At 64.1% G+C, this 21374-nt stretch carries 22 protein-coding genes; 8 read left to right on the plus strand and 14 right to left on the minus strand.

All coding sequences use genetic code 11. From position 1 onward, the window contains the following. Positions 1–13: 13 nt before the first annotated feature. The 7 genes from GTK09_RS13810 to GTK09_RS13840 form a co-directional block, all read right to left on the minus strand. The gene (locus GTK09_RS13810; RefSeq protein WP_163463749.1) at positions 14–394 is read right to left on the minus strand and encodes a type II toxin-antitoxin system VapC family toxin; all 381 of its coding nucleotides are present in this window, start codon (positions 392–394) and stop codon (positions 14–16) included. Beyond that, a complete protein-coding gene (locus GTK09_RS13815) occupies positions 391–894 on the minus strand; it encodes a hypothetical protein (RefSeq protein ID WP_163463750.1) in 504 nt (167 codons plus the stop codon). Before GTK09_RS13815 ends, GTK09_RS13810 begins: the two co-directional genes overlap by 4 nt. A 54-nt stretch (positions 895–948) precedes the next feature. Beyond that, the gene (locus tag GTK09_RS13820; RefSeq protein WP_163463751.1) at positions 949–2112 is read right to left on the minus strand and encodes an isovaleryl-CoA dehydrogenase; all 1164 of its coding nucleotides are present in this window, start codon (positions 2110–2112) and stop codon (positions 949–951) included. 49 nt (positions 2113–2161) lie between these two features. Beyond that, positions 2162–2782, minus strand: coding sequence for a TetR/AcrR family transcriptional regulator (locus GTK09_RS13825; protein WP_163463752.1), 621 nt, complete (start codon positions 2780–2782; stop codon positions 2162–2164). Positions 2783–3686: 904 nt separating this feature from the next. Continuing rightward, complete coding sequence (locus GTK09_RS13830) at positions 3687–4562, minus strand: aldose 1-epimerase family protein (protein WP_163463753.1); 876 nt, start codon at positions 4560–4562, stop codon at positions 3687–3689. A 173-nt stretch (positions 4563–4735) separates the two neighbouring features. Next, positions 4736–5740, minus strand: coding sequence for an N-acetylglucosamine-6-phosphate deacetylase (locus GTK09_RS13835; protein WP_163463754.1), 1005 nt, complete (start codon positions 5738–5740; stop codon positions 4736–4738). Positions 5741–5749: 9 nt separating this feature from the next. Then, entirely contained in the window at positions 5750–6496 is a 747-nt protein-coding gene (locus GTK09_RS13840; RefSeq protein ID WP_163463755.1) for a glucosamine-6-phosphate deaminase, read from the minus strand. Between the two features lie 175 nt (positions 6497–6671). On the opposite strand from GTK09_RS13840, the gene GTK09_RS13845 reads away from it, so the two are divergent. The 4 genes from GTK09_RS13845 to GTK09_RS13860 all read left to right on the plus strand — a co-directional run bounded on the left by GTK09_RS13845 (position 6672) and on the right by GTK09_RS13860 (position 10681). Then, on the plus strand, positions 6672–7640 hold the full coding sequence (locus GTK09_RS13845; protein ID WP_163463756.1) for a TRAP transporter substrate-binding protein: 969 nt from the start codon (positions 6672–6674) through the stop codon (positions 7638–7640). Positions 7641–7722: 82 nt separating this feature from the next. Next, entirely contained in the window at positions 7723–8193 is a 471-nt protein-coding gene (locus tag GTK09_RS13850) for a TRAP transporter small permease (protein ID WP_246217908.1), read from the plus strand. After that, positions 8183–9475 carry a TRAP transporter large permease gene (locus GTK09_RS13855; protein ID WP_203561031.1) on the plus strand — a complete coding sequence of 431 codons (1293 nt, stop codon included), beginning with the start codon at positions 8183–8185 and terminating at the stop codon, positions 9473–9475. The genes GTK09_RS13850 and GTK09_RS13855 overlap by 11 nt, the downstream gene beginning before the upstream one ends. Positions 9476–9478: 3 nt before the next feature. Next, on the plus strand, positions 9479–10681 hold the full coding sequence (locus GTK09_RS13860; RefSeq protein ID WP_163463758.1) for an ROK family protein: 1203 nt from the start codon (positions 9479–9481) through the stop codon (positions 10679–10681). Between the two features lie 175 nt (positions 10682–10856). Here the strand turns inward: GTK09_RS13860 and GTK09_RS13865 are convergent, their stop codons facing one another. From GTK09_RS13865 to GTK09_RS13880, 4 genes are all read right to left on the minus strand, one after another. After that, positions 10857–11912: an AbrB family protein gene (locus tag GTK09_RS13865; protein WP_163463759.1), complete on the minus strand. Its 1056-nt coding sequence runs from the start codon at positions 11910–11912 to the stop codon at positions 10857–10859. Continuing rightward, entirely contained in the window at positions 11909–13432 is a 1524-nt protein-coding gene (locus GTK09_RS13870) for a tripartite tricarboxylate transporter permease (RefSeq protein ID WP_163463760.1), read from the minus strand. The genes GTK09_RS13865 and GTK09_RS13870 overlap by 4 nt, the downstream gene beginning before the upstream one ends. 8 nt (positions 13433–13440) lie before the next feature. Beyond that, positions 13441–13881, minus strand: coding sequence for a tripartite tricarboxylate transporter TctB family protein (locus GTK09_RS13875; RefSeq protein ID WP_163463761.1), 441 nt, complete (start codon positions 13879–13881; stop codon positions 13441–13443). Positions 13882–14064: 183 nt separating this feature from the next. Then, positions 14065–15033 carry a Bug family tripartite tricarboxylate transporter substrate binding protein gene (locus tag GTK09_RS13880; RefSeq protein ID WP_312869854.1) on the minus strand — a complete coding sequence of 323 codons (969 nt, stop codon included), beginning with the start codon at positions 15031–15033 and terminating at the stop codon, positions 14065–14067. A 285-nt stretch (positions 15034–15318) separates the two neighbouring features. Here GTK09_RS13880 and GTK09_RS13885 point away from each other — a divergent pair, with 285 nt between their 5' ends. The 3 genes from GTK09_RS13885 (at position 15319) to GTK09_RS13895 (ending at position 18586) form a co-directional block, all read left to right on the plus strand. Beyond that, positions 15319–15990, plus strand: coding sequence for a response regulator transcription factor (locus GTK09_RS13885; protein WP_163463763.1), 672 nt, complete (start codon positions 15319–15321; stop codon positions 15988–15990). Between the two features lie 80 nt (positions 15991–16070). Then, positions 16071–17525: a sensor histidine kinase gene (locus tag GTK09_RS13890; protein WP_163463764.1), complete on the plus strand. Its 1455-nt coding sequence runs from the start codon at positions 16071–16073 to the stop codon at positions 17523–17525. Then, the gene (locus GTK09_RS13895) at positions 17522–18586 is read left to right on the plus strand and encodes an ABC transporter substrate-binding protein (protein ID WP_163463765.1); all 1065 of its coding nucleotides are present in this window, start codon (positions 17522–17524) and stop codon (positions 18584–18586) included. The genes GTK09_RS13890 and GTK09_RS13895 overlap by 4 nt, the downstream gene beginning before the upstream one ends. Before the next feature lie 190 nt (positions 18587–18776). Here the strand turns inward: GTK09_RS13895 and GTK09_RS13900 are convergent, their stop codons facing one another. Further along, positions 18777–19508 (minus strand): SDR family NAD(P)-dependent oxidoreductase, encoded by a 732-nt coding sequence (locus tag GTK09_RS13900; protein ID WP_163463766.1) that lies wholly within the window; start codon positions 19506–19508, stop codon positions 18777–18779. A gap of 82 nt (positions 19509–19590) precedes the next feature. Here GTK09_RS13900 and GTK09_RS13905 point away from each other — a divergent pair, with 82 nt between their 5' ends. Further along, positions 19591–19983, plus strand: a complete 393-nt coding sequence (locus tag GTK09_RS13905; RefSeq protein WP_163463767.1) for a winged helix-turn-helix transcriptional regulator — start codon at positions 19591–19593, stop codon at positions 19981–19983. 205 nt (positions 19984–20188) lie between these two features. Here GTK09_RS13905 and GTK09_RS13910 read toward each other — a convergent pair whose 3' ends face one another. Then, entirely contained in the window at positions 20189–20383 is a 195-nt protein-coding gene (locus GTK09_RS13910) for a hypothetical protein (RefSeq protein WP_163463768.1), read from the minus strand. 135 nt (positions 20384–20518) lie between these two features. Beyond that, entirely contained in the window at positions 20519–21280 is a 762-nt protein-coding gene (locus tag GTK09_RS13915) for an SDR family NAD(P)-dependent oxidoreductase (RefSeq protein WP_163463769.1), read from the minus strand. Between the last annotated feature and the right edge of the window lie 94 nt (positions 21281–21374).

Here is a 21374-nt window from a genome sequence, read left to right on the forward strand (position 1 = left end):
CGCCTCCCGGTCGTCAACGAATGAGTTCGACGGACACGCCGAGATCGACATTCAGCCATGCCCGATCGGCACTCAGCGCCGGACATTCCTGCCGCCGCGCCAAAGCGAGGCATGCCCGGTCGGCGAAAGAGAACTGGTGCCGACGAGTGATCGGCCGGAATGACGCCGCGAGAAGCGCCAATTCCAGATCGAAGGAAAAGACGAGAAGAGGCAATCCTGTTATCGCCTCCTTCGCCGCATCGCGTGCGAAACCACGATCTGTGAGCTTCGCGATCGCTTCCGAGACGTTCACTGTCAGGATCGCCGCATCCTTCAACGCCGCTTCGACAATCTCGCCGCCCGGTTCTCCAAAAATCAGTGCCAGAACGGCCGAGCTGTCGAGGACGACTGTCATGGCTCGCCCGATTCTTCGCGCCGAGCCTCAGCGCGTCGCTCGGCAATGAGCTCGTCGACGGGTGAGCCGTTTCCCTTGTCGTGCTTTGCCACAAGGGCCCGAACCCGCATGAGGGCAGCCGCCGGTGAGAGAATGCGGAGTTCTCCGTCGACCACTTCAGCGGTAACGGCGGTCTCCCCGCGAAGAAGCATGGCATCGCGCATCTCCGAGGGGATGGTGATGCGACCATCGCTTCCGACCGAGAGCCGCATTCGGTCGACCGAGCCGAACTGCCTGGATTGGTGGCCATGACGGGCATCATAGGCCTTCTTCCAATAGGCGTATTGGGTGGCGGCCGTGTTGGGATTGCCGCCCTCGGCCGTATAGGTCTCGATCACCCTCTTGCGGTCGGCTCGCCGGCCCAGACGCTCGCTCAGCGTATTCGCGATTTCCCAGACGCGGCCTGTCTTGGAGTCCGGACGACCGGGCTGAGATGGAAAAGTCCTGACGGCGCTGGGCATCGGCATTCCCCATGTATGGATCCTGCCAAAATCTATACATGGTCGAAACACTCATCAAGCCGTCTCCGCGAACAGCTCGCGGCCGATCAGCATGCGCCGGATCTCACTCGTGCCGGCACCGATCTCGTAGAGCTTGGCGTCGCGCAGGAGGCGGCCGGTGGGATATTCGTTGATGTAGCCGTTGCCGCCGAGCGCCTGAATCGCCTGCAGCGCCATCTGTGTCGCGGCCTCTGCGGCATAGAGGATGCAGCCGGCGGCGTCCTTGCGGCTGACCTCACCCCGGTCACAGGCGGCAGCGACGGCGTAGACATAGGACCGGCAGGCGTTGGTGGTGACATACATGTCGGCGAGCTTCGCCTGCATCAGCTGAAACTCGCCGATCGCCTGGCCGAACTGCCGCCGCTCGTGAACGTAAGGCACCACCACATCGAGACAGGCGGCCATGATGCCGACCGGCCCTGCTGCCAGAACCACGCGTTCGTAATCGAGCCCGCTCATCAGCACTTTGACGCCGCCGCCCACCTCGCCGAGGACGTTCTCGTAGGGCACCTCGCAATCCTCGAAGACGAGTTCGCAGGTGTTGGAGCCGCGCATGCCGAGCTTGTCGAGTTTCTGGGCAGTGGAAAAACCCGCCATGCCCTTTTCGATCAGAAAGGCGGTTATGCCGCGCGGGCCGGCTTGCGGATCGGTCTTGGCGTAGACGACGAGCGTCGAGGCATCCGGACCGTTGGTGATCCACATCTTGGTGCCGTTCAGAACGAACCGGTCGTTCTTCGGCTCCGCCCTCAGCTTCATCGAGACGACGTCGGATCCGGCGCCGCTCTCCGACATCGCCAGCGAGCCCACATGCTCGCCGGAAATCAGCTTCGGCAGATACTTCTGCTTCTGCACGTCGCTGCCGTTGCGGCGGATCTGGTTGACGCAAAGATTGGAATGGGCGCCGTAGGAAAGGCCGACCGAGGCGGAGGCCCGGGAAATCTCCTCGACGGCGACGCAATGGGCGACATAGCCAAGGCCCGATCCGCCGAACTCTTCCTCGACCGTGACGCCGAGAAGACCGAGTTCTCCCATCTCGCGCCAGAGTTCGTTCGGAAATTCGTTGGTGGCATCGATTCCGCCGGCCCGCGGAGCAATCTTCTCCTGGGCGAAGCGATGCACCATCTCGCGCAGGGCCTCGATGTCCTCTCCGAGCGCAAAATTCATCGTCTTGTCGAACATCTCTTGCCTCCCACAAGAAACCGCCGGCCACTCCCACAACCGGCGGCGTTCACATTGTCGGCGTCTCCTCCACGCCAAGACTTCGCGTGACCATCTTCACGTAGATCTCTGCCACCGCTTCGCGCGACAATCGGCCGCCGTCACGATACCAGGTGGTCACCCCAGTCAGCATCGCGATCAGCCCCATCGCCTGGACCGGTACATCCGTAATCGCGAAAACGCCGAGCCTTTGCCCTGCCTCGAGGATTCGACGCAGACGCTCCTCATAGGCGCGCCGGAGTTCCTTCACGCGGGCAAGCCCCTCCGGCTCCAGGCTTCTCAGTTCCATATATGCGATGAAGACATCGTCTGGCTGCGACAGGTGGTAGAGCACGTGAAATCGCACGAACTGGCCAAGCCGCTGGCGAGGATTCCCCCCCTTCGGCACCGCGGCATCGAGCGCGACGAGAAGCGCACGCATGTGCCCTTCCATCAGATGCACCAAGAGCGCCTGCTTGCTCCCGAAGTGATTGTAGATGCCGCCTTGGCGGATCCCCACCCGCTCGGCGATCTCGCGCATGGATACGGCCGGATAGCCCCGCTCGGCGAACAGGCTGAGCGCGACGCGCGCGATCGCCTGTTTCGTGCTGGCCTTTGGCGGGCCGGAAATGATCGCCTCACTCTTCAGCATGGACACTTCCAGTGCATGAACGATCATTCACTAGCGTAGATTTTCTCTCCATGCAATCTGAAAGCAAGAGCGCACCCAGATCGCCGCCAATCACATTTGGTTCGACATGACGCTCGCCAGCGGGCCCTTCCACGGTTCAACCGCCCGGGCGCGGAGATCGACAACACGGTCGTCCACAACTGATCGCGACAGGGCATAATGGGAGGTGCGAAGCCGCACGATGACGGCATCAGCGCCCTCTCCGAAACCGACTTCGCCGAGGACCTCAAGAAAATCGATGTGGCGACCGTGATTATTTACGGCAGCGGATCAGATCTTACCGATCGGCGATGCCGCGAAGCTGTCGGAAGAGTTCGTCAAGGATGCCGAACTCAGGATCTACGAGGGCTGATGACGATCCGTGCCGTCATCGTGAACCCGGACAATGTTGGCCTTCTTCCAGAAGACATCCTGATCCGCCGGAGATTCGATAGGCCGTCGATCCCCAAACCGTTGCCGGCAAGAACTTGCGATAAGAGCCTTTTTGCAGGACTCCCTCTTATCGCCGGCCGTCAGATCAGACCGACGGCCACCTTCACCGGCACGAGCGGCATGTTGCGCAGCCGGACGCCAATGGCGTCGGCAAGAGCGTTGGCCAGGGCCACGCCCGCAGGTCCCTGCGCGGCTGTCCGTCGTCAGGGAATTTAGCGTAGAAGTGGGCGACGATTTGAGGAGGGACGGCCACGTCTGAGATTGACGTTTAGGCGGCGATCCGCACCTGTCTGCGCTCACCACGACCATCATCACCATGTACATCTTTGACTGGCATAGGTTGCCCCATCGAACCGGTATTGATTCGATGATCTCGCTCCCGCGGCCATCCGCCGCTGGGATCAACTCATCCTGAGTCCGCATCCGATCCAACTCAGAATCTCACGCTCCATTGGAAATCACGCGTTTCTCCCGCGGGCAGAACCAGAATGCCCGGCTTTTCCAGGAACTCGCCGTCCCAGTCGACGTCGCTCGCCATGCCGTACCAAGGCTCGATACAGATGAACGGCGCCCCGCCAGGCTTCGACCAGATGCCGAGATCCTTGAAACCGTTCCAGGCGACGGTCAGCGAGGCTGCGGAGTCGCCAGCGGTGTCGAGAGCGGAAAAGGTCACCTGCCGGCTCGCGACCCCCGGCATCACCAGAGCATCCTTGGCGAATAGGCTTTCCGACAGCTTCAGCTGGCGTCCGTCGAAAGGCAGGGGTTTATCTTTCCCAAGAAGACCGCCGACGACCGACCTTGCGCTTCCGGTCTCCTGCGTCTCGAAGGCGACGACATGATCGTCCTTCGAAATGCCGGTCATGAGCGGCCAACGGAAGGCCGGATGCGCGCCGACGCCACAGGGAAGCGGGCCGTCGCCGGGATTGGTCACTCTCGTGGTCACGGTGAGGACGTCATCCGCAACGGCGTAGATGAGTTCGAGGCGAAACGGGAAGGGAAATGACTGGCGCGTCTCGGGGGAATCAGCAAGGCGCAGGACTACCCGGTCGGGGCTGCGCTCCGACCACTCAAACTGGCTGTCGCGGGCGAAACCGTGCTGCCCGAGCGCATAGGATTTCCCGTCGTGTCGCAGCGTGTCGTCGCGAAGCCTCCCGACGGTCGGAAACAGGACCGGCGCATGGCGCGGCCATTCGGGACCGGCCTGCCACAGCATCTCGTTTCCCGCCGCATCGCGCAGGCTGACGAGTTCCGCTCCCCTGGCGCTCACTTCGGCGCTGATGCCGGCGGTGGTAATCCGATGGCTGTCCATGCGGTTGGTTTCCTTTCCGGCTTCTCCATCACAGGAAGGCATGCCCCGGAGGGGCGACCGGATCAAGGAAATCTCGCAGCCAGGACGACAGTCGCCGCCCAGGCTGGCGATGACAGATGACGTCCCCGACGGTCGGCGAAACATTCCCTCGAACTTCCGGCGGCCCTATCCTCTCAGGCTGCGTCCCAGCCATCGAAGGTCGGCTCCAGCGCCGAATTCCAACGAAGACGGCCGGCATCGAGATGCAGCCCGTAATGTCCAACGGGACGGGCCAGCGCATGTCTGGGGTTGGCGGAGGCCATCATGATCGCATCATCGAGGGAGGCGACGTTCCAGGCGCTGACATTGCGAACCGCCTGGTCGAGGCAGAGCGCCGAGCCGGCGAGATTTGGCCGACCAGGTTGGCGGACGGCGCCCTCCGCCGTGCGCTCCACCTCCATTCCCGCAAAGCGATAGGTCCCGGCGGGCGCGGCCGCCGCGACGACGGCGTCGGTGACAAGGATGGACTGGCTCGTCCCCTTCAGCGCGACGATCGCGGCAAGCGCCTGGGGCGACATGTGGTGGCCGTCGGCGATCAGGCAGGCATCGAGCCGCCGTTCGGCGAGCTGTGCCAAGAGCGTGTTCTCGAGCTTGGCGAGTTGGTGCGGAAGCCCGTTGCCGAGATGGGTCGAGAGGCTGGTGCCGGCGTCGGCCGCACGGCGCACCGTCTCGAAATCGGCGGCCGAATGGCCGATCGCCGTGACCTTTCCGCGTTTCGTCATCTCCCCGACGAAGGCGATCGCGCCCTGCCTTTCCGGGGCGTGCGTCACGAGAAGGATCGGCCGGTGAAGACCAACTTCGAGGTCCGTCACGAGCGCGATATCCGGATCGCCCATGGCGGCGGCCGGATGGCATCCGGCATAGCCGGGGGAATCGTTCAGGAACGGCCCCTCGAGATGATATCCGGCCACCATGCGCCGGCCGAGGCGGCTACCTTCGACGGCCGCGTCGAGTGCGCGGAAACGCTCGCGCAGTTCGTCCGGCCGGGCGGTGATGATCGTCGGAAGGCAGCCCGTCACCCCGTGCGACAGCATAGCCTCGAGCGCGACATCGACATCGCCCGGGCGGATGCCGGGATCGTTGAAATCGACCCCGGCATAGCCATTCACCTGAAGGTCGAAGAGGCCGTCCGAAAGCACCGACGTCTCCTATCTCTTGTGATCAGCCAGCAGGCTGGCTGAAGCCCGGTCGAGATGAAGGCTCGCGGCCGGATGGCGCTGCAGGATCGAAGCGGGCGCCTCGGGCGAGACACTCCCCTCCACGGCGCGCACCACCGCGGCCGCCTTGCGCTCGTCCGGAACCGACAGGACGATCTGCTTCGCCTTCATGATCTGCCTGATGCTCATCGACACCGCTTTGCGCGGCACGTCGTCGAAGGTGGGAAACCATCCCTCCCCGAGTTGCTGGCGGCGGCACGCCTCGTCGAGATCGACGAGAATATAGGGACGCTCGACGTCGAAATCGGCCGGCGGGTCGTTGAACGCCAGGTGGCAGTTCTCGCCGATCCCGGCGAAGCATACGTCTACGGTCTCGGCGCCGAGGCGACTGTTCAGCCGGCCGATTTCGGCGTCGATGTCGTCCGCGTCCCCGTCGACCGCCACGAACTCCTTCAGGCCCGGGACCTTGTCGACGAACCGCTCCTGCAGATAGCGCCTGAAGCTCGCGGGGTGCTCGATCCCAAGCCCGACATATTCGTCGAGATGAAAGACCGTCACCTTCGACCAGTCGATCTCCGCCCGGATCAGCTCCGCCAGCATGGCCAACTGGCTAGCCCCGGTCGCCAGCACCACCACGGCGCGGCCGTTCTCGGCAATGGCGGCGGATACGGCCGCGGCGCCTTCGCGCGCTGCCGCCTCCCCAAGCGCTTTGCCGTCGGCATGCACTGTCAACTGCATGGACGTCTCCTTTTCAAACCTCTTCGTTCAGAACTTCTAGGAAATTGGAGTTGCCCAGGTCAATGGCTCTTCCATGATGGTTTCATATTTTCGAACACAATTCGTTTTTAAACGCTTGACGACGGCGCCGCCTCTCGGAATACTCCCCTTGTCCAACCGAAGGGAAGCCCCGATCATGAAGCTCCACACCGCGTTGCTCACCGCAGGCGTCTGCCTCTCGTTCTTCTCGCAGTCGGCCTACGCGCAAACGGTCTTGCGCCTTGCGGAAAACCAGCCGGAGACGAACCCGGTCACCGTGGCCATGCACCGCTTCGCTGACCTCGTGAAGGACTACACGGACGGCGCCGTCGTGGTCGAAGTCTTCTCCGGAGCTCAGCTTGGTCAGGAACCAGAGACGATCGAACAGGCTCAGGCCGGCGTCGTCGACCTTGCCCGCGTGAATTCGGTGGTGATGGCGAATGTCAGTGCGTCGATGGGCGTCTTCACGCTTCCCTACATCTTCAGCGGCTGGGATCAGAAATACGCGGTGCTCGACGGCGAAGTCGGCAAACAAGTGCTCGACGATCTCGGCGACGTCGGTCTCGTCGGCTTCGACTACATGGATGCCGGCACGCGGTCCTTCTATACAGTGAAGGGCAAGCCGGTCACCAAGCTGGAGGATCTGAAAGGATTGAAGATCCGGGTCCAGCCGGCGCCGATCTCGATCCGCATGGTCGAGCTTCTTGGCGCGGTCCCCACGCCGATGAACTACGGCGAGGTCTATTCCAGCCTGCAGACGGGGGTAATCGACGGCGCCGAGAACGACTATGTCAGCTACCAGACGTCCGGCCATTACGAAGTCGCGCCGAACTATGTGGAAGACGGACATCTCAGCCCGCCGGCGCTCCTGGTGATGAACAAGGCTCGCTTCGACGCCTTGCCTGAGGACCAACAGGAGGCGATCCGCAAGGCCGGCCGCGAAGCCGCCCTTTACGAGCGCAAGATCATGCGCGAAGCCAACGATGAGGCGCGGGCCGCGGTCGAAAAGGCCGGCGCAAAGGTCACCGAAGTGGACAATGCACCCTTCCAGGCCGCGGTGCAGCCGATCTACGCGGAATTCCCCGATCTTCAGCCACTGATCGAGAAGATCAAGGCGGTCAAGTAAGGCTTTCATGTCTCATCGTGGGGGGGAAAGAGCCGAGTTGAACTGGCAGCGGGGCATCAGGCGAGGAGCAGACGCGGTGAACATGGCCGCCAGTTGGCTCTGCCACTTCCTCCTCGTGATCATCACGACGGTGATCTGTCTGCAGGTGTTCCTGCGCTTCGTTCTCAACGATCCGACAAGCTGGTCCGAGGAGGTCGCGCTCCTCTGCCTCATCTGGTTCGGGCTCATCGCCATCGCCATCGGCATCCGCCGGCACGAGCATGTCGCGATATCCTTCTTCCGCGACATCCTGCCGGCGCCGCTGGCGACTGCTCTCGACTATCTCGCACAGGTCCTGATGGCGATCTTCATGCTAGCCGTACTGGTCTATGGACGCGATCTCGTCGCCCTCGCGGGACAGCAGATCCTTCCGGCCTCGGGTCTGCCAAAGTATTGGCTCTACGTGCCGACGCTGGCGGGCGGCCTTCTCGGCTTCATGAACGCCCTGGTCAACATCGCCCTTCGGGACGTCGTCGATCCCAACTTCGCGGTCGAGGGTCCCCATGCCGATTGACTTCATCGGCATCGCCCTTCTCCTCGGCGGTTTCCTGGCGCTGATGTTCCTTCGGGTTCCGATCGCCTTCGCACTCGGACTGTCCTCGCTGGCAACGGTCTTCTATCTTGGCCTGCCCCCGCTGATGATCGCGCAGCGCATGGTCAACGGGCTCAACAGCTTCACCTTCCTGGCAGTGCCATTCTTCATCCTCGTCGGCAACATCATGACCGAGGGGGGCATCTCCGACCGACTGGTCAAGCTCGCGGACGTTCTGGTCGGCCGGCTGCGCGGCGGCCTCGCCCAGGGCAACGTCGTGGCGAGCACCATGTTCGGCGGCATCTCCGGATCCTCCGTCGCGGACGTCGCCTCGATCGGCTCCTTCCTGATCCCGGCGATGACGCGCAACGGCTATCCGGCCGGCTATTCGGTCGCCGTGACCGTCACTTCGTCTGTCCAGGGCGTGCTGATCCCGCCCAGCCAGAACATGATCTTCTACGCGCTGGCCGCCGGCGGTCTGCCGATCAGCACGCTGTTCATCGCCGGCTACGTCCCCGGATTCCTGCTCGGCCTGTCGCTGATGGTGATCTGCTGGATCATGGCGGTTCGGCATGGTCACCCGACCGGCGAGCGCTACGAGACGAGGGAGGCTCTCCGCGTCGCGGCCAATGCCCTGGTGGGCCTGTTCACGATCGTCATCATCATCGGCGGAATTCTGACCGGCGTCTTCACTGCAACGGAGTCCGCGGCCGTCGCGGTCGTCTACGCGCTTCTGGCGACGGGGCTCTTCTACAGGACCCTTAACCGCGCGGCGGTCGGGCGGATCTTCGCGACGACGCTGACGACGCTCGCCATCGTCACCGCCATCATCATGACCTCGTCGGCCTTCGGCTTCCTGCTTTCTTATCTGCGGGTTCCGGCGCTGCTTGCCGACGGCATCTTCGCCATCTCGGATAACAAGATCTTCGTCCTATTGGCGATCAACGTCCTGCTCCTGATCCTCGGCATGCTGATGGACATGGGCGTGTTGATCCTGATCCTCACGCCGATCCTTCTCCCGATCGCGACCAAGGTCGGGGTCGACCCGATCCAGTTCGGCATCATCCTGATCCTCAACCTCGGCATCGGACTCTGCACTCCGCCCGTCGGCACCTCGCTCCTCGTCGGCTGCGGCATCGCACGCCTGCCCCTGGAAAGGGCGACGAAGAGCCTCCTGCCCTTCTATGCGGCGATGGTCGTCGTCCTCCTCCTCGTGACCTACATTCCGGCGCTCTCTCTGACCCTTCCGACATGGTTCAAGTAGACGATGCTTTCCGGTTCCGAGACGCAGCGCACGCGTGACCTGCGGGCCGTGCTCGAGCTCGTGCGCACGGGCAAGGCCACGACCCGCGGCGAGATTATTGAGCACCTCAATCTTCGCTCCACCACCGTCTCGGAACTCGTCGGCGAAATGGTCGAGGCCGATCTCCTGCGAGAGAGTATCGTCAAGCAACGTGGTCGCGGCCGGCCCGCTGCCTTCCTGACCTACAACACCCAGCGCTTCGGCGTGGTCTTCATGCAGGTCGCAAGCCGCAGCATCGTCGCCAAATCCGTCGACATGGCCGGCCGCGTCGTGGCCGAAGTCCAGGCCGCGCCGCCCGCCGAGACGGGCAACGAGGAGATGGCAGCTGCACTCCGGCGCCTTGCAGCGGAAGCGTTGGGACGCTTTCCCGCCGGAGTCGAAGTCGTCGCCGTCGTCTGCTCCTTTTCTGGGCTGCTCGACGCGCCGCGGAAGCTCTGGTGCTTCTCCTCACGCTGGCCGAACGTCAGCAATCTCGATGTCGGTGAAGTGCTGGGCAGCCTCGGCAAGGACGTGGTGCTCGTTCGCAACCTCGACGCCGAGCTCGCCGGCCGGCTGGCAAACACCGAAAAGCGACGCGAGGAGAGCGTCCTTCTGCTGCACTGGGGTTATGGCATCGGTGCCGCCTATTACACCGAGGGCGCGATCGTGAACCGTCTGCGCGGCCGGTTCTGCGAGATCGGGCATTGGAGTCTCGGCAATATGCGCGGCGCCAAATGCACCTGCGGAAACACCGACTGCCTTGAGACGGTGGCGGCGCTCTGGTCGCTCGGCCCGAAGATCAGATCCGTCTACCCGGACATTCCGCTCGACGAGGACGCGTTCGGCCCCATGGCCGAGCGGATGAAGCTCGTGGACGTACCGTCCATTGCCGAGGCGACACGTGAGGTGGTCCGTCTGACCGGAAACCTGTCGCGGCTGCTTTTTCCCGACAGGATCATCCTCACCGGGCCATTCGTGCGGAACCCGGACATCTTCCACCGCTTCGTGGTTGCCCTCGAGGCTGCCCCCGTGCTGCGGGGCCTCGACCGAACGATCGTCACCTCGGGCGAGCAGGGCTCGGGCCATGAGCTTTCGGGCGCCGTCGAGCCGGTGTTCGAAGCGGCATGTGACAAGCTCTTGAGAGGCGGGGATGAAAGCGAAGCGGTTCTGCGGCTCGATGCGAGATAACGGTTGACGAGAGTGGCTGTCTTGCTGGCGCGTTTCGTGAGTCTTTGAGCAAGGGTCCTCACGCGTCAACGGTGACGGTTGCCATGCCGGCTCAGGTCCTGACGAACCTGGAGAGTCTGCAATGCCCCATCCCGGCCGCTGATCCGCGATGGCGAGAACTCCCGAAGCGGCCCTTTCACCCCCGCTCCTGGAGATCGCGCCGTGGCAGCTTCAGGAAGGCCGGCAGGATGGCGATCAGCAGCAACAGCCGGAAGATGTGATGGGTCGCGACATAGGCGGGGTCGTAGCCGAGTGAGAGCGCCATCGCGCTCATACCCTCGACGCCGCCAGGCGCGAAGGATACCCAGACCTGGCCGAAGGGCAGACCCAGAAACGTCGCCACGCCAAAGCTGACGAGACCCGAAAGCGCCACCGCGATGGTCGTCACCACGAGGCCGGCAAGGAAAAGGTCGCGCAACTGCGCGCGCGTGACCGAGGCAAAGCGTGCACCGATCACCGCGCCTGCGAGAGAGAAACCAATGAAGGTCAGGATCGTCGAAGGACGCCCCTCGAGCCAGCCAACGCCATGGCCGAGACCGCTGATGAAGACGCCGGCAAGAAGGAAGGCGGCGGGAACGCGCAGCCGGTCAAACACGATGCCGCCCACGGCGGCGATGCCGATCAGAAGGATACTGATCGGCAGATCGAGCGTGTGCCGGGTCACGGCAGCGCCAGCACCACCGCTGCCCCCTTCGACGAGTGCCACGAGCGGCGGGAGGGCGATGGTGATGATCAACAGGCGCAGGCTCTGGAGCACCATCACGAAGGGGATGTCGATTTTCGCTGCCGGTCGGTCGGCGGCAAGCGAGAGGCTGTAGGAGAGCGCGCCGGGAGAAGTCGCGAGCACCGCCGTCCCACCCGCCACGCCGAAGACGCGCTTCAGCACGGTCGAGGAGATCGTCATCACCGCGATCATGGTTGCAGTGAGCGCGATGAGGCTCAAGGGAAAGCGCAGGACATCGGTGAGGAAGTGGGTCGTCACCCCCGCCCCGAGCGTCACGCCGATGGCCGTGAAGCCCAGATTGCGCAGCGTCGCCGGGACTTTCGGAGAAAAGCCCGCCGCCGCGAGGCCGGTGACCGCGATGGTTGAGCCGACCAGCGGCCCGGCCGGCACACCGAGAGCCTGAAACAGAGCGGCGCCGCAAAGTGCGGCGCCGATAGCCAGAAGAACCGGCCGGTAGGCTGTGATCATGCAGGCGCCTTCGGTGACTCGTCCTCGCCGCGGCTACGCCGCATCCGGCCGACGACGATCGGCACGACGATGACGAGCAGCGCCAGGATGTAGAGGATCACACTGTTCCAGGAGGTCAACAGGATCGACCAGTCGCCGCCGGAAATCGACAGAGCGCGGCGCAGATTGTCCTCGAACAGGCCACCGAGCACGAAGCCGAGAATGACCGGCGCGAGCGAGAACTGCAGCTTGCGCAGGAACCAGCCGAAGACGCCGAGCAGGGTGATCATGTAGAGGTCATGCGGGTTGGACACCACCGAATAGACGCCGATGAAGGCCAAAACCGCGATCAGCGGGGTCAGGAACTGCTGCGGGATGGTCAGCATCCGGGCGAACAGCCCGACCAGCGGCAGGTTGATGATCAAGAGCGCGACATTGCCAATATACATCGAGGCGATGAGGCCCCAGGCGATTTCCGGGCGCTGCTGGAACATCAGCGGGCCGGGTGTGACGTTGAACAGGAGCAACGCCCCGAGGAGGATGGCTGTCGTTCCGGACCCGGGAATGCCGAGGGTCAGCATCGGCACCATGGCGCCGCCGGCAGACGCGTTGTTGGCCGCTTCCGGCGCCGCGAGGCCGCGCATGTCGCCCTCGCCGAACTTCGAGGAGTCGCGCGCCGCACGTTTCTCCGCGCCATAGGCGACGGCGGAGGCGACCGAGGCGCCGGTGCCCGGCAGGATGCCGATGAAGAAGCCGATCATCGAACCGCGCAGGATCGTCCACTTGACGAAGGCGAGGTCCTTCATCGTCACGAAGCTCTTGTCGATCTTCAGCGTCTTGAGCGTTCCGGCGGCCTGCTGTTCGACGAGGTGGATCAGCTCGGCCATGCCGAAGAGGCCGATGACCACGACCAGGAAGTCGATGCCGGCGAGAATGTCGGGAATGCCGAAGGTGAAGCGCGCGACGCCGGTATTGGCGTCGATGCCGATGGAGGCGAGCATCAGCCCGATGACGGCGGCGAGCAGCGTCTTCACCGGGTTCGACCCGACCAGCGAGGCCAGCGAGGCGAAGGCGAATACCATCAGAGCCACGTAGTCCGACGGCGAGAAGTGGATCGCGTAGGAGGCGAGCGCCGGACCGAAGAAGCTCATCAGGACGACCGCGAAGGTGCCGCCGACGAAGGAGGCGATGGCCGAGAGCGACAGGGCCTTGCCGGCCTCGCCGTTGCGGGCCATCGGATTGCCGTCGAGCGTCGTCATCACGGCGCCGGCGTCGCCGGGAACGTTGAGCAGAATCGACGAGATGCGGCCGCCATACTCGGCGCCGTAATAGATGCCGGCGAGAAGAATGATGGCCGATTCCGGCTTGAAGCCGAGACCGTAGGCGATCGGCAGGAGGATCGCCACGCCGTTGATCGGGCCGATGCCCGGCAAGGCGCCGATCAGCGTGCCGGCGAAGCAACCGGCGAGAACGAGGAAGAGGTTGAAGGGGTCGAGGGCAACCTCGAAGCCCGATGCAAGACCGGAAAAGACAGCGTCCATGGTTCAGCTCACCTAAAAATCGTCAGGACGCCAGCAGGCAGGTTGAGTTCGAGCAGCTTCGTGCAGAGGAAGTAGCCGACGACGCCGATGCCCGCGCTGAAGGCCAGCGCCGGCACGAGCTTGGCGCCGAGCATCAGCGACAGCGCCATGCAGAAGGCGAAGGTCGCGATGATGAAGCCGAGCGGCTGGAAGAGATAGGAGTATCCGAACAGCATCACGACGAGCGCCGCAAGCCGGCCCCAGGTCTTGGCCGGCAGGCCGAGGCTGGCGACGTCGGGTCTTGCGAGGATAAAGAGGATGCACGGGATCGCGACGAGGCCGAGGATGCGGGGCCAGCTTTCCGGCCCGAGCGGGTCGTATTGGAACGGGGCGTGGATGACTGTGAAGGCGATGATCGTATAGCCGATCGCCACCACCAGAAGCACGCCGGCGAAAATCCGGTCGGCCATGGAATGCTCCGAGAAAAGCGAGAAAGCCGGGCGAAGCTGCCGCACGAACGGCACGGCCCTTTGCCTGTGCCGCCGCGCGGATCTGGCGGCCCTTCGCGTGTGAAAACGAAATCAAGCATGCCGTGCGGGCCGCGCCGACCCTCGAAAAGGTTCGGACGCGGCCCGCACGTCAGTCCGGGAGGACTATTCGATCAGGCCGGCTTCCTTGGCGATGCCGGTCATGCGCTCGACGCGCTTCTTCATGTCGGCGTCCATCTCCTTGCCCGACAGATCGAGCGGCAGGAGGCCCTTGTCCTTGACGAGAGCGGCCCATTCATCGGTCTTGTAGGCCGCCTGGAAGGCCTCGACCCACTTGTTGTAAGCCGCGTCAGGAACGGCCTTGCCCATGTAGAAGCCGCGCACGATCGGCCAGACGGCCTCGTAGCCGAGTTCCTTGGCGGTCGGGATGTCGGCGAAGGGGGCCGGCAGTCGCTCGTCGCTCATGGCGGCCAGGATGCGCATTTCGCCCGTGCCGAGGTGCGAGACCATTTCGCCGACGTCGCCGGTATAGACCTGGATCGAACCGCCGAGCAGGCCGGCAATCGCGTCGCCGCCGCCATCGAAGGCGACGTAACGCATCTGGCGCGGGTTGAGTCCCTCCGACTTCATCAGGATGGCGGCCTTCATCCAGTCCTGCGACCCGACCGAGCCGCCGGCGCCCATGACGATGCCGCCCGGATTCTCCTTGAGGGCCTTCATCAGGTCTTCGAGAGTCTTGTACGGGCTGTCGTCGCGCACGATGACGGCGCCGTAGTCGGTGCCGGCGGTCGCCAGGAACCGAACGTCATTGGCGCCCCACTGGCCGTATTTGCCGGTCGCCATGTTGAGGAGCGAGCCCGAGGAGAAGGCCACGATGGCGTTCGGATCGTCGGTGCGGGTCGTGTTGAACAGGTTGATCGCCACGGCGCCGATACCGCCGGGCATGAAGGTCACCTGCATCGGGCCGTCGAACTGCTTTTCCAGGCCCTGCTGCGCGATGCGGCAGGTCAGATCAAAGCCGCCGCCGGGCTTGGCCGGGGCCACGCATTCGGGCCGGTCGATTTCCTGGGCGAATGCCGGCGTGATGACGACGCTGGCGAAAAGCAAGGCGGCTGTGGTTCTGAAGAATGTCACTGTTGGGTCCTCCCATCGATTTTTAACCGGTGAGAGAGGTTTGCCGGCTAGAATAGCCCCGGAAATCCGTGTCGTGATGGCCGTCGGCGAGCGCAGCCCTCCTGCCAGGCCGCGGCACCGCCCTCTCTCCCATTCGCTCCGTACAAGGTCACGCTGACCCTGACTTGACGTCAAGCTGACACGAAGCTGACAAGCCAATCCACGGTTGGGTATGGGACGCATGCTGCATTGCGGCACATCAGCTCGCTTCTCAAACCGCCCAAGCCCGGCTAACCATCAAGCGTCATGCGAATTCTTCTTGTCGAGGACAGCCGCGAGCTGTCCGAAGCCCTCATCGACCGCTTTCGCGGCGAAGGCCATGCGATCGATCTCGAATCCGACGGAGCCGAGGCGGATTCGATTTTGCGCCATGCCAGCTTCGACGTCGTCATTCTCGACATCAACCTGCCCTCGATGAGCGGCTACGAAGTTCTGCGGGCAATGCGGGCGCGCGGCGACCGCACGCCGGTCATGGTGCTGACGGCGCGGTCGGAGATCGACGACAGGATCGTCGGGCTCGACATCGGGGCCGACGACTACATGGTGAAGCCCTTTGATTTCAGGGAGATTTCCGCCCGTTGTCGGGCGCTGGTCAGGCGGCGCTCGGGCGAAGCCAGCAATGTCTTCGTCCAAGGGAACTTCACCTTCGATCGCCGCGCCCGGAGCGCCTCGCTCGCCGGTGTCGATCTGGAGCTTCGCCACCGCGAAGTGCAGGTGCTGGAGCTTTTTCTCGGCCAGCTCGGCCGGGTTCTTACCAAGGACGAGGTCGCCGACCGGGTCTACAGCTTCGACGAAGCGCCGAGCCTCAACGCCGTGGAGCAGACGATGACGAGGCTGCGCAAAAAGCTCGAGGGTTCACCCGTCACGATCCGGACCATCCGCGGTCTCGGCTACATCGCCAGCATTCGCGAGGATTGATCCGTGCGCCCAGGAAATCCGGTTCAGCCGTCGTGGAAGCCCGGCCGCAAGGCTGAGCACCCATCCGCCTGCGAGGGGAGATGAGCGAGGCGCTGACGTCGCTCGCCGCATCCGCCCCAACAGGCCGACGGCGCGCTTATTCGCTCCGCAGGCGGCTGATGGTCGTCTCCATAGCTGCTTTCACCGTGCTGATTGCCCTGCTGTCGGTCGCACTGTGGATCTATGCGCGCAGCTCGGCAAACCAGACCTACGATCTTCTTCTGCGCGGCGCCGCGATCGCGATGCTGGAGCGCATCACCGTCACGCCGGAAGGGATCGACATCGACCTGCCGCCGTCGGCGCTGGAGATCCTCGCCCTCGACGAGGACGACCGCGTCTTCTACCGCATCTTCGACGCCGACGGCAAAACGCTGACCGGAACCCCGGACCTTCCGTCGCGAAGCTTCATCGACGATGAGCCGCCCCTGCAGGAGCCAGTGTTTTTCGACAGCGACTATAGCGGCGAGACGGTACGCTTCGTCGTCAACGGGCGCACGCTCCTCAGTGCCGACAAGCCGCAGTGGATCGGCGTCCAGATCGGTCAGACGCGGATTGCCCGCAAAGCCATGGAGCGGGATCTCATCCTCAAGAGCCTCGTGCCGCTGGCGGCCCTGTCGATCGCCGGGCTGATCATGGCGCGTGCCGGGATCGGCTTCGCCATGCGGCCGCTCGCCGGGATCGAGCGGGACATCCGCGAACGCCAGTCGGGCGATTTGAAGCCGCTGGACGCCATGCCACCGCGCGAAGTCGAGAGCCTGATCACGGCGATCAACGGCTTCATGCGCCGCCTCGAGCTGTCGCGCGAACAGGCGGAATCCTTCATCGCGGACGTCGCCCATCAGATGCGCACGTCGCTGGCGGCTCTCTACAGCCACCTCGAAGCGGCTGCTCAAACCGGCGAGGCGGGGGCCGCCGCGGTCCTGCGCGCCCGCGACCAGGCGCGCAGAACCACGCGGTTGACCAACCAGCTCCTCAGCCACGCCATGGTGATTCATCGCGCCGACAAGGAGATGTTCGAGCCGGTCGATCTCAGAGCTCTCGTGCGACGTCTGACGGAGGAGATCGTGCAGGACGACGCCTCGAAGGACATCGACCTCTCCGTCGAGCTACCGCCGCCGCCGGCCGTCGCAACGGTCACCGGGGACGCGATCGCGATCCGCGAGGCGCTGCGCAATCTCATCGACAATGCCGTGCGGCACGGACCGCCAGACAACCGGATCACCCTGCGTGTGGAGGCGACGACGCTCGACGGGCGTCCGGCCTTCGCCATCGGCGTCGACGATTCCGGGCCCGGCATCGCCGATGCCGAGAAGCGAAAGGTGCTCGAGCGGTTTTATTCGAACGGGCCAAACGGTGGCTCCGGCATTGGCCTCGCCATCGTCGCCGCGGTGGCGGAAGTTCACAAGGGTCGTTTCGACCTTGCGGACCGCCATCCTGGATTGAGCGCGACGATCACCCTGCCCGAGACGCCGCCGCCGGACATGGAGGTCGCATGACGGGCAGGAGCCGTGCGGCGACAGGAGCCGCCTGCGTTCTTCTCGCGATCATGGCTTTGTCGTTCCTGCTCTTCGAGCAGCGATCGAGCGCGCCGGAACGCGTCGTCCTCGACGTCTGGAGCGCGACCGACAAGACGGCCATGTCGGCGATCGTAGACGGGTTTACGGCCGCTCATCCGAGCATTGCCATCAACTATACGGAGTACAATACTTCGGAGCTCCAAGAGGCGGTTCTCGCGGCCCGCGAGAAGCCCGATCTCGTCATTTCTTCCGCCATGGATCTCCAGGTACAGCTGGTCAATCTCGGCCTCGCAAGCCCAGTAGAGGACGTCCCCCCGACGCCGACCTGGTCTCGCTGGCGCGAAGAACTCTTCGGCTTCACGCAGGAACCGGTGGCGCTCCTCTACAATCGCAAGGCCTTTGCGGATCACCCGCTGCCCGACACACGCTCCGAACTCGCCAGCATGATCCGCGACGAGCCGGCCTTCTTCAATGGGCGCGTAGGGACATATGACGTCGCCCTGTCCGGCGTCGGCTACATGTTCGCCACCCAGGACGCCCAGCGCGGCTTCCAGGCCTCGCGGCTGGTGGAATCCCTTGGCCGTGCGAAAGCGAAGATCTACTGCTGCACCAACGACATGGTGCAGGAGGTCGCCTCCGGCGATCTCGTCCTCGCCTACAACGTCATCGGCTCCTATGCGCTCGAACAGGTGCGCCAGGACCCCCGGCTCGGGATCCTCCTTCTCAGCGACTATGCGCTGGTCTTCACGCGCTCGGTGCTCGTGACCAAGGCCTCCGACGCCAAGGAAGCGGCCGGCGACTTCGTCAGGTTTCTGCTGTCGGACGACGGCCAGGCTCTGGTCGACAAGGGCTCGTCGCTGTTCCCGCTGATTGAGAGCTTCGGCAAGGGGCAGGCCTTCGTCGAGAGCCGGTTCGAAGGAAGCACGTCGTTCCTGCCGATCCGCTTGCGGCCGAGCCTCCTGACCTGGCTCGACGAGAGAAAGAAGGCTAAATTCCTGCGGGATTGGCGGGGGTCGATCAATGGACGCTCGATCAACTGATCCGGAAGAGCCGGATCGGCTGAAGATGCAGGGCGCAGGACGCGACCGTCTCGCTCACGGGGATGTCTGCGCCGATCCTTAGGCCCGGCGTCGCTGCGAAAGAGCTGTTGGAACTGCCTTCGAAAGTGAACGCGGCGATCGAGCCGCTCTCGTCGCCGAAGCGGACACGATCGCCGATCCGCGGCCTCCTTCAGACCTGCTTCATCCCGCCGTCGACGCAGAGTTCCGCACCGGTTATGAAGCTCGCCTCGTCACTGAGTAGGAAGAGCGTTGCGGACGCCACCTCCTCGGGGCGCGCCATGCGGCCCAGTGGAATCGGCGCGACCAGCTTCGCACGTCCTTCTTCCGGCACGGCCGCCATCATCTCCGTATCTGTCGGGCCAGGTGCCACGACGTTGACGCGGATGCCCCGAGGTGCGAGTTCCGCGGCCCAGGAACGGGCATAGGATCGGACCGCCGCCTTCGTGGCTGCATAGGTGCTGTAGGGCGGGATGCCCATGACGTCCGCGATCGATCCCATCAGGACCACCGAAGCTCCCTCGCTCATCGCGGGCAAGGCCGCCTTCAAGCCGAACATCATGCCGCGCACATTCACCGCGAAGTGGCGATCGAAGTGCTCGAGGGTTTGATCGGCAATCGTGGCCGGCTCCGAGAGACCGGCGTTCAAAACGAGCAGATCCAGGCGCCCTCGCGCTTCCATCACGGACGCGACGACGCGCGACAGATCCTCCAACGCGCTGGCATCGGCGACGAGACCGCGAGCACCTCCGCCGAGTTTGCGAGCGGCGTCCTCGACCTGGTCGGCCCGTCGCCCGGTCAGGAAAACGGTTGCCCCTTCGCTCGACAGACGTTCGGCGATCGCCAGTCCGATGCCCTTTGCGCCCCCGACCACGAGGGCGGTCTTGTTCTCAACTCTTGCCATCGCAAATGCTCCTTGTTCAGCGACGGCATCCAGATATACGATTGGTATCTAGTCACAAGAACGCACTTTGAAGAGCCTAGATATGCCGAACGATACCGAGCTTGAGCGTTTGTCGGAGCAAGCATGCGTGGACATGGTCCGCATCCGGCCGGTTCTGGATCGGATCGCGGACAAGTGGACGATCATGATCCTGACCGTGCTGTGCCCCAAGCCGGCGCGGTTCAACGAGATCAAGCGACGGTTGAACGGCATCACGCACAAGGCGCTCGCGGACGCTTTGAAGCGCTTGGAACGCAACGGCCTCGTCACGCGGACCGTTCTGCCGACCACGCCGATCGGCGTGGAGTACGCGATCACCCCGCTCGGCCACTCGCTGCGCCAGCCGTTCGAGGCCTTGTGCGCATGGGCGCTAGCCTACGGACCCGACATCGAGCGAGCAGGAGCCTGCTTCGATCAGGCAAAGGCCGACCGATAGCGGCTACCGGCGGGAGCAGAGGCCAATCCGGTGTGAATCGGCGCCGGGGTCCGACGCTGATCGGCGCGGGGTCACGCTCGTAAGCGTATGATATAGCAGCGAAGCGTATTACGAACCGGGTCAAAGCGTCGCGCCGAACCACACTTCAAAGCCGCCATCCACCTCGCCGCCGCCGTCATCCATTCGCGATGATCTTCAACAGACCCTAGAGTGCGTCGACGATGGCCGGTCGCTTCTCGCCGGGGACCTTGCCGTTGATTATACCGGGCTCACGCTTCAGGCCGAAGCGTGTCGCCATCGCGCGGGCGAAAGCCGATTGCATAGCAAGGTCTTCGAGGAACAGGAGGGCTTTCTCGCCCTGCCCGGCAGTTGCGTCGAGCGCCTTCACCGTCTTCGACATTCGCGCCGATCGGCAGATCTTGGTCTCGACGGTCCGAGCCTCCAAGGGATTGAGATCAGCGACGCCATCAGGATGGAGAGACAGGCCCCGAAGGGCGTGGACAGCCTTTAGCATAACCCCTTAGCTGCGCTTGATCTAGAACTGAACGCCACGGGTGAGCGCGCCGTCGATGACGAGGTTGGTTCCGGTGATGAAGCTCGCCGCCGGGCTCGCGAGGAAGACCACACCATTGGCGATCTCGTCCGGCGTCGCCATCCGGCCCGTCGGGTTGAGGGCGAGCGAATCCGCGTAGAGCTCGGGATTTCCCGCCTCGATCTGGTTCCAGACACCGCCCTCGAAATAGGTGTTTCCGGGCGAGACGGAATTGGCGCGGATGTTCTGGCCGGCCAGCTGGAACGCCAACCCTTGCGTGTAGTGAATGAGCGCCGCCTTGAAGGCCCCGTAAGGCCCCGCCGCAAAATCGATCTCGCGGCCCGAAACACTGGAGATCGTGACGATCGAGGCTGCATCGCTCTTCTGGAGATGAGGCATTGCGGCGTCGACAAGGCGCACGGTGCCCATCATGTCTGTCTCGAACCCAGCCTTCCAGCTTTCCTCGTCGCCGCCCACCGCGAGAGCGCTGACATTGGCGACGATAATATCAATTCCACCAATAGCCTCTGCCGCATTGCTGACAAACCTCTCGAGAGCCGATTTGTCGCTGACGTCGACAGCTTCTCCGTACGCCTTGGCCCCCTCTGCTTCGAGCGCCGAGACTTCCGCATCGACACCCTCCTGGCTGCGGGCACAAAATGCCACCGCCGCGCCTTCGGCGGTGAACATGCGCACGATGGAGCGGCCGATTCCCTTCGTCCCACCGGTCACAACGACTTTCCTGCCCTGCAACTTGAGATCCATATCCCGGTCCTTCCCGATTCATGTCGTGACGAGCGGCGAGCGCAGCGGGCCCGCACGCGTATAGGCGGGCAGTTTTTCGAACGGCTGGCAAGAC

This window comes from Jiella pacifica, from assembly GCF_010500815.1.
In the GTDB taxonomy this organism is placed as follows: Bacteria; Pseudomonadota; Alphaproteobacteria; order Rhizobiales; family Rhizobiaceae; genus Jiella; species Jiella pacifica.

Coding starts and splice junctions, on each gene's coding strand:
- GTK09_RS13810 (WP_163463749.1), bottom strand. CDS start 394: ATGACAGTCGTCCTCGACAGCTCGGCCGTTCTGGCACTGATTTTTGGA.
- GTK09_RS13815 (WP_163463750.1), bottom strand. CDS start 894: ATGCCCAGCGCCGTCAGGACTTTTCCATCTCAGCCCGGTCGTCCGGAC.
- GTK09_RS13820 (WP_163463751.1), bottom strand. CDS start 2,112: ATGTTCGACAAGACGATGAATTTTGCGCTCGGAGAGGACATCGAGGCC.
- GTK09_RS13825 (WP_163463752.1), bottom strand. CDS start 2,782: ATGCTGAAGAGTGAGGCGATCATTTCCGGCCCGCCAAAGGCCAGCACG.
- GTK09_RS13830 (WP_163463753.1), bottom strand. CDS start 4,562: ATGGACAGCCATCGGATTACCACCGCCGGCATCAGCGCCGAAGTGAGC.
- GTK09_RS13840 (WP_163463755.1), bottom strand. CDS start 6,496: ATGCAGTTGACAGTGCATGCCGACGGCAAAGCGCTTGGGGAGGCGGCA.
- GTK09_RS13845 (WP_163463756.1), top strand. CDS start 6,672: ATGAAGCTCCACACCGCGTTGCTCACCGCAGGCGTCTGCCTCTCGTTC.
- GTK09_RS13850 (WP_246217908.1), top strand. CDS start 7,723: ATGGCCGCCAGTTGGCTCTGCCACTTCCTCCTCGTGATCATCACGACG.
- GTK09_RS13855 (WP_203561031.1), top strand. CDS start 8,183: ATGCCGATTGACTTCATCGGCATCGCCCTTCTCCTCGGCGGTTTCCTG.
- GTK09_RS13860 (WP_163463758.1), top strand. CDS start 9,479: ATGCTTTCCGGTTCCGAGACGCAGCGCACGCGTGACCTGCGGGCCGTG.
- GTK09_RS13865 (WP_163463759.1), bottom strand. CDS start 11,912: ATGATCACAGCCTACCGGCCGGTTCTTCTGGCTATCGGCGCCGCACTT.
- GTK09_RS13870 (WP_163463760.1), bottom strand. CDS start 13,432: ATGGACGCTGTCTTTTCCGGTCTTGCATCGGGCTTCGAGGTTGCCCTC.
- GTK09_RS13875 (WP_163463761.1), bottom strand. CDS start 13,881: ATGGCCGACCGGATTTTCGCCGGCGTGCTTCTGGTGGTGGCGATCGGC.
- GTK09_RS13885 (WP_163463763.1), top strand. CDS start 15,319: ATGCGAATTCTTCTTGTCGAGGACAGCCGCGAGCTGTCCGAAGCCCTC.
- GTK09_RS13890 (WP_163463764.1), top strand. CDS start 16,071: ATGAGCGAGGCGCTGACGTCGCTCGCCGCATCCGCCCCAACAGGCCGA.
- GTK09_RS13895 (WP_163463765.1), top strand. CDS start 17,522: ATGACGGGCAGGAGCCGTGCGGCGACAGGAGCCGCCTGCGTTCTTCTC.
- GTK09_RS13900 (WP_163463766.1), bottom strand. CDS start 19,508: ATGGCAAGAGTTGAGAACAAGACCGCCCTCGTGGTCGGGGGCGCAAAG.
- GTK09_RS13905 (WP_163463767.1), top strand. CDS start 19,591: ATGCCGAACGATACCGAGCTTGAGCGTTTGTCGGAGCAAGCATGCGTG.
- GTK09_RS13910 (WP_163463768.1), bottom strand. CDS start 20,383: ATGTCGAAGACGGTGAAGGCGCTCGACGCAACTGCCGGGCAGGGCGAG.
- GTK09_RS13915 (WP_163463769.1), bottom strand. CDS start 21,280: ATGGATCTCAAGTTGCAGGGCAGGAAAGTCGTTGTGACCGGTGGGACG.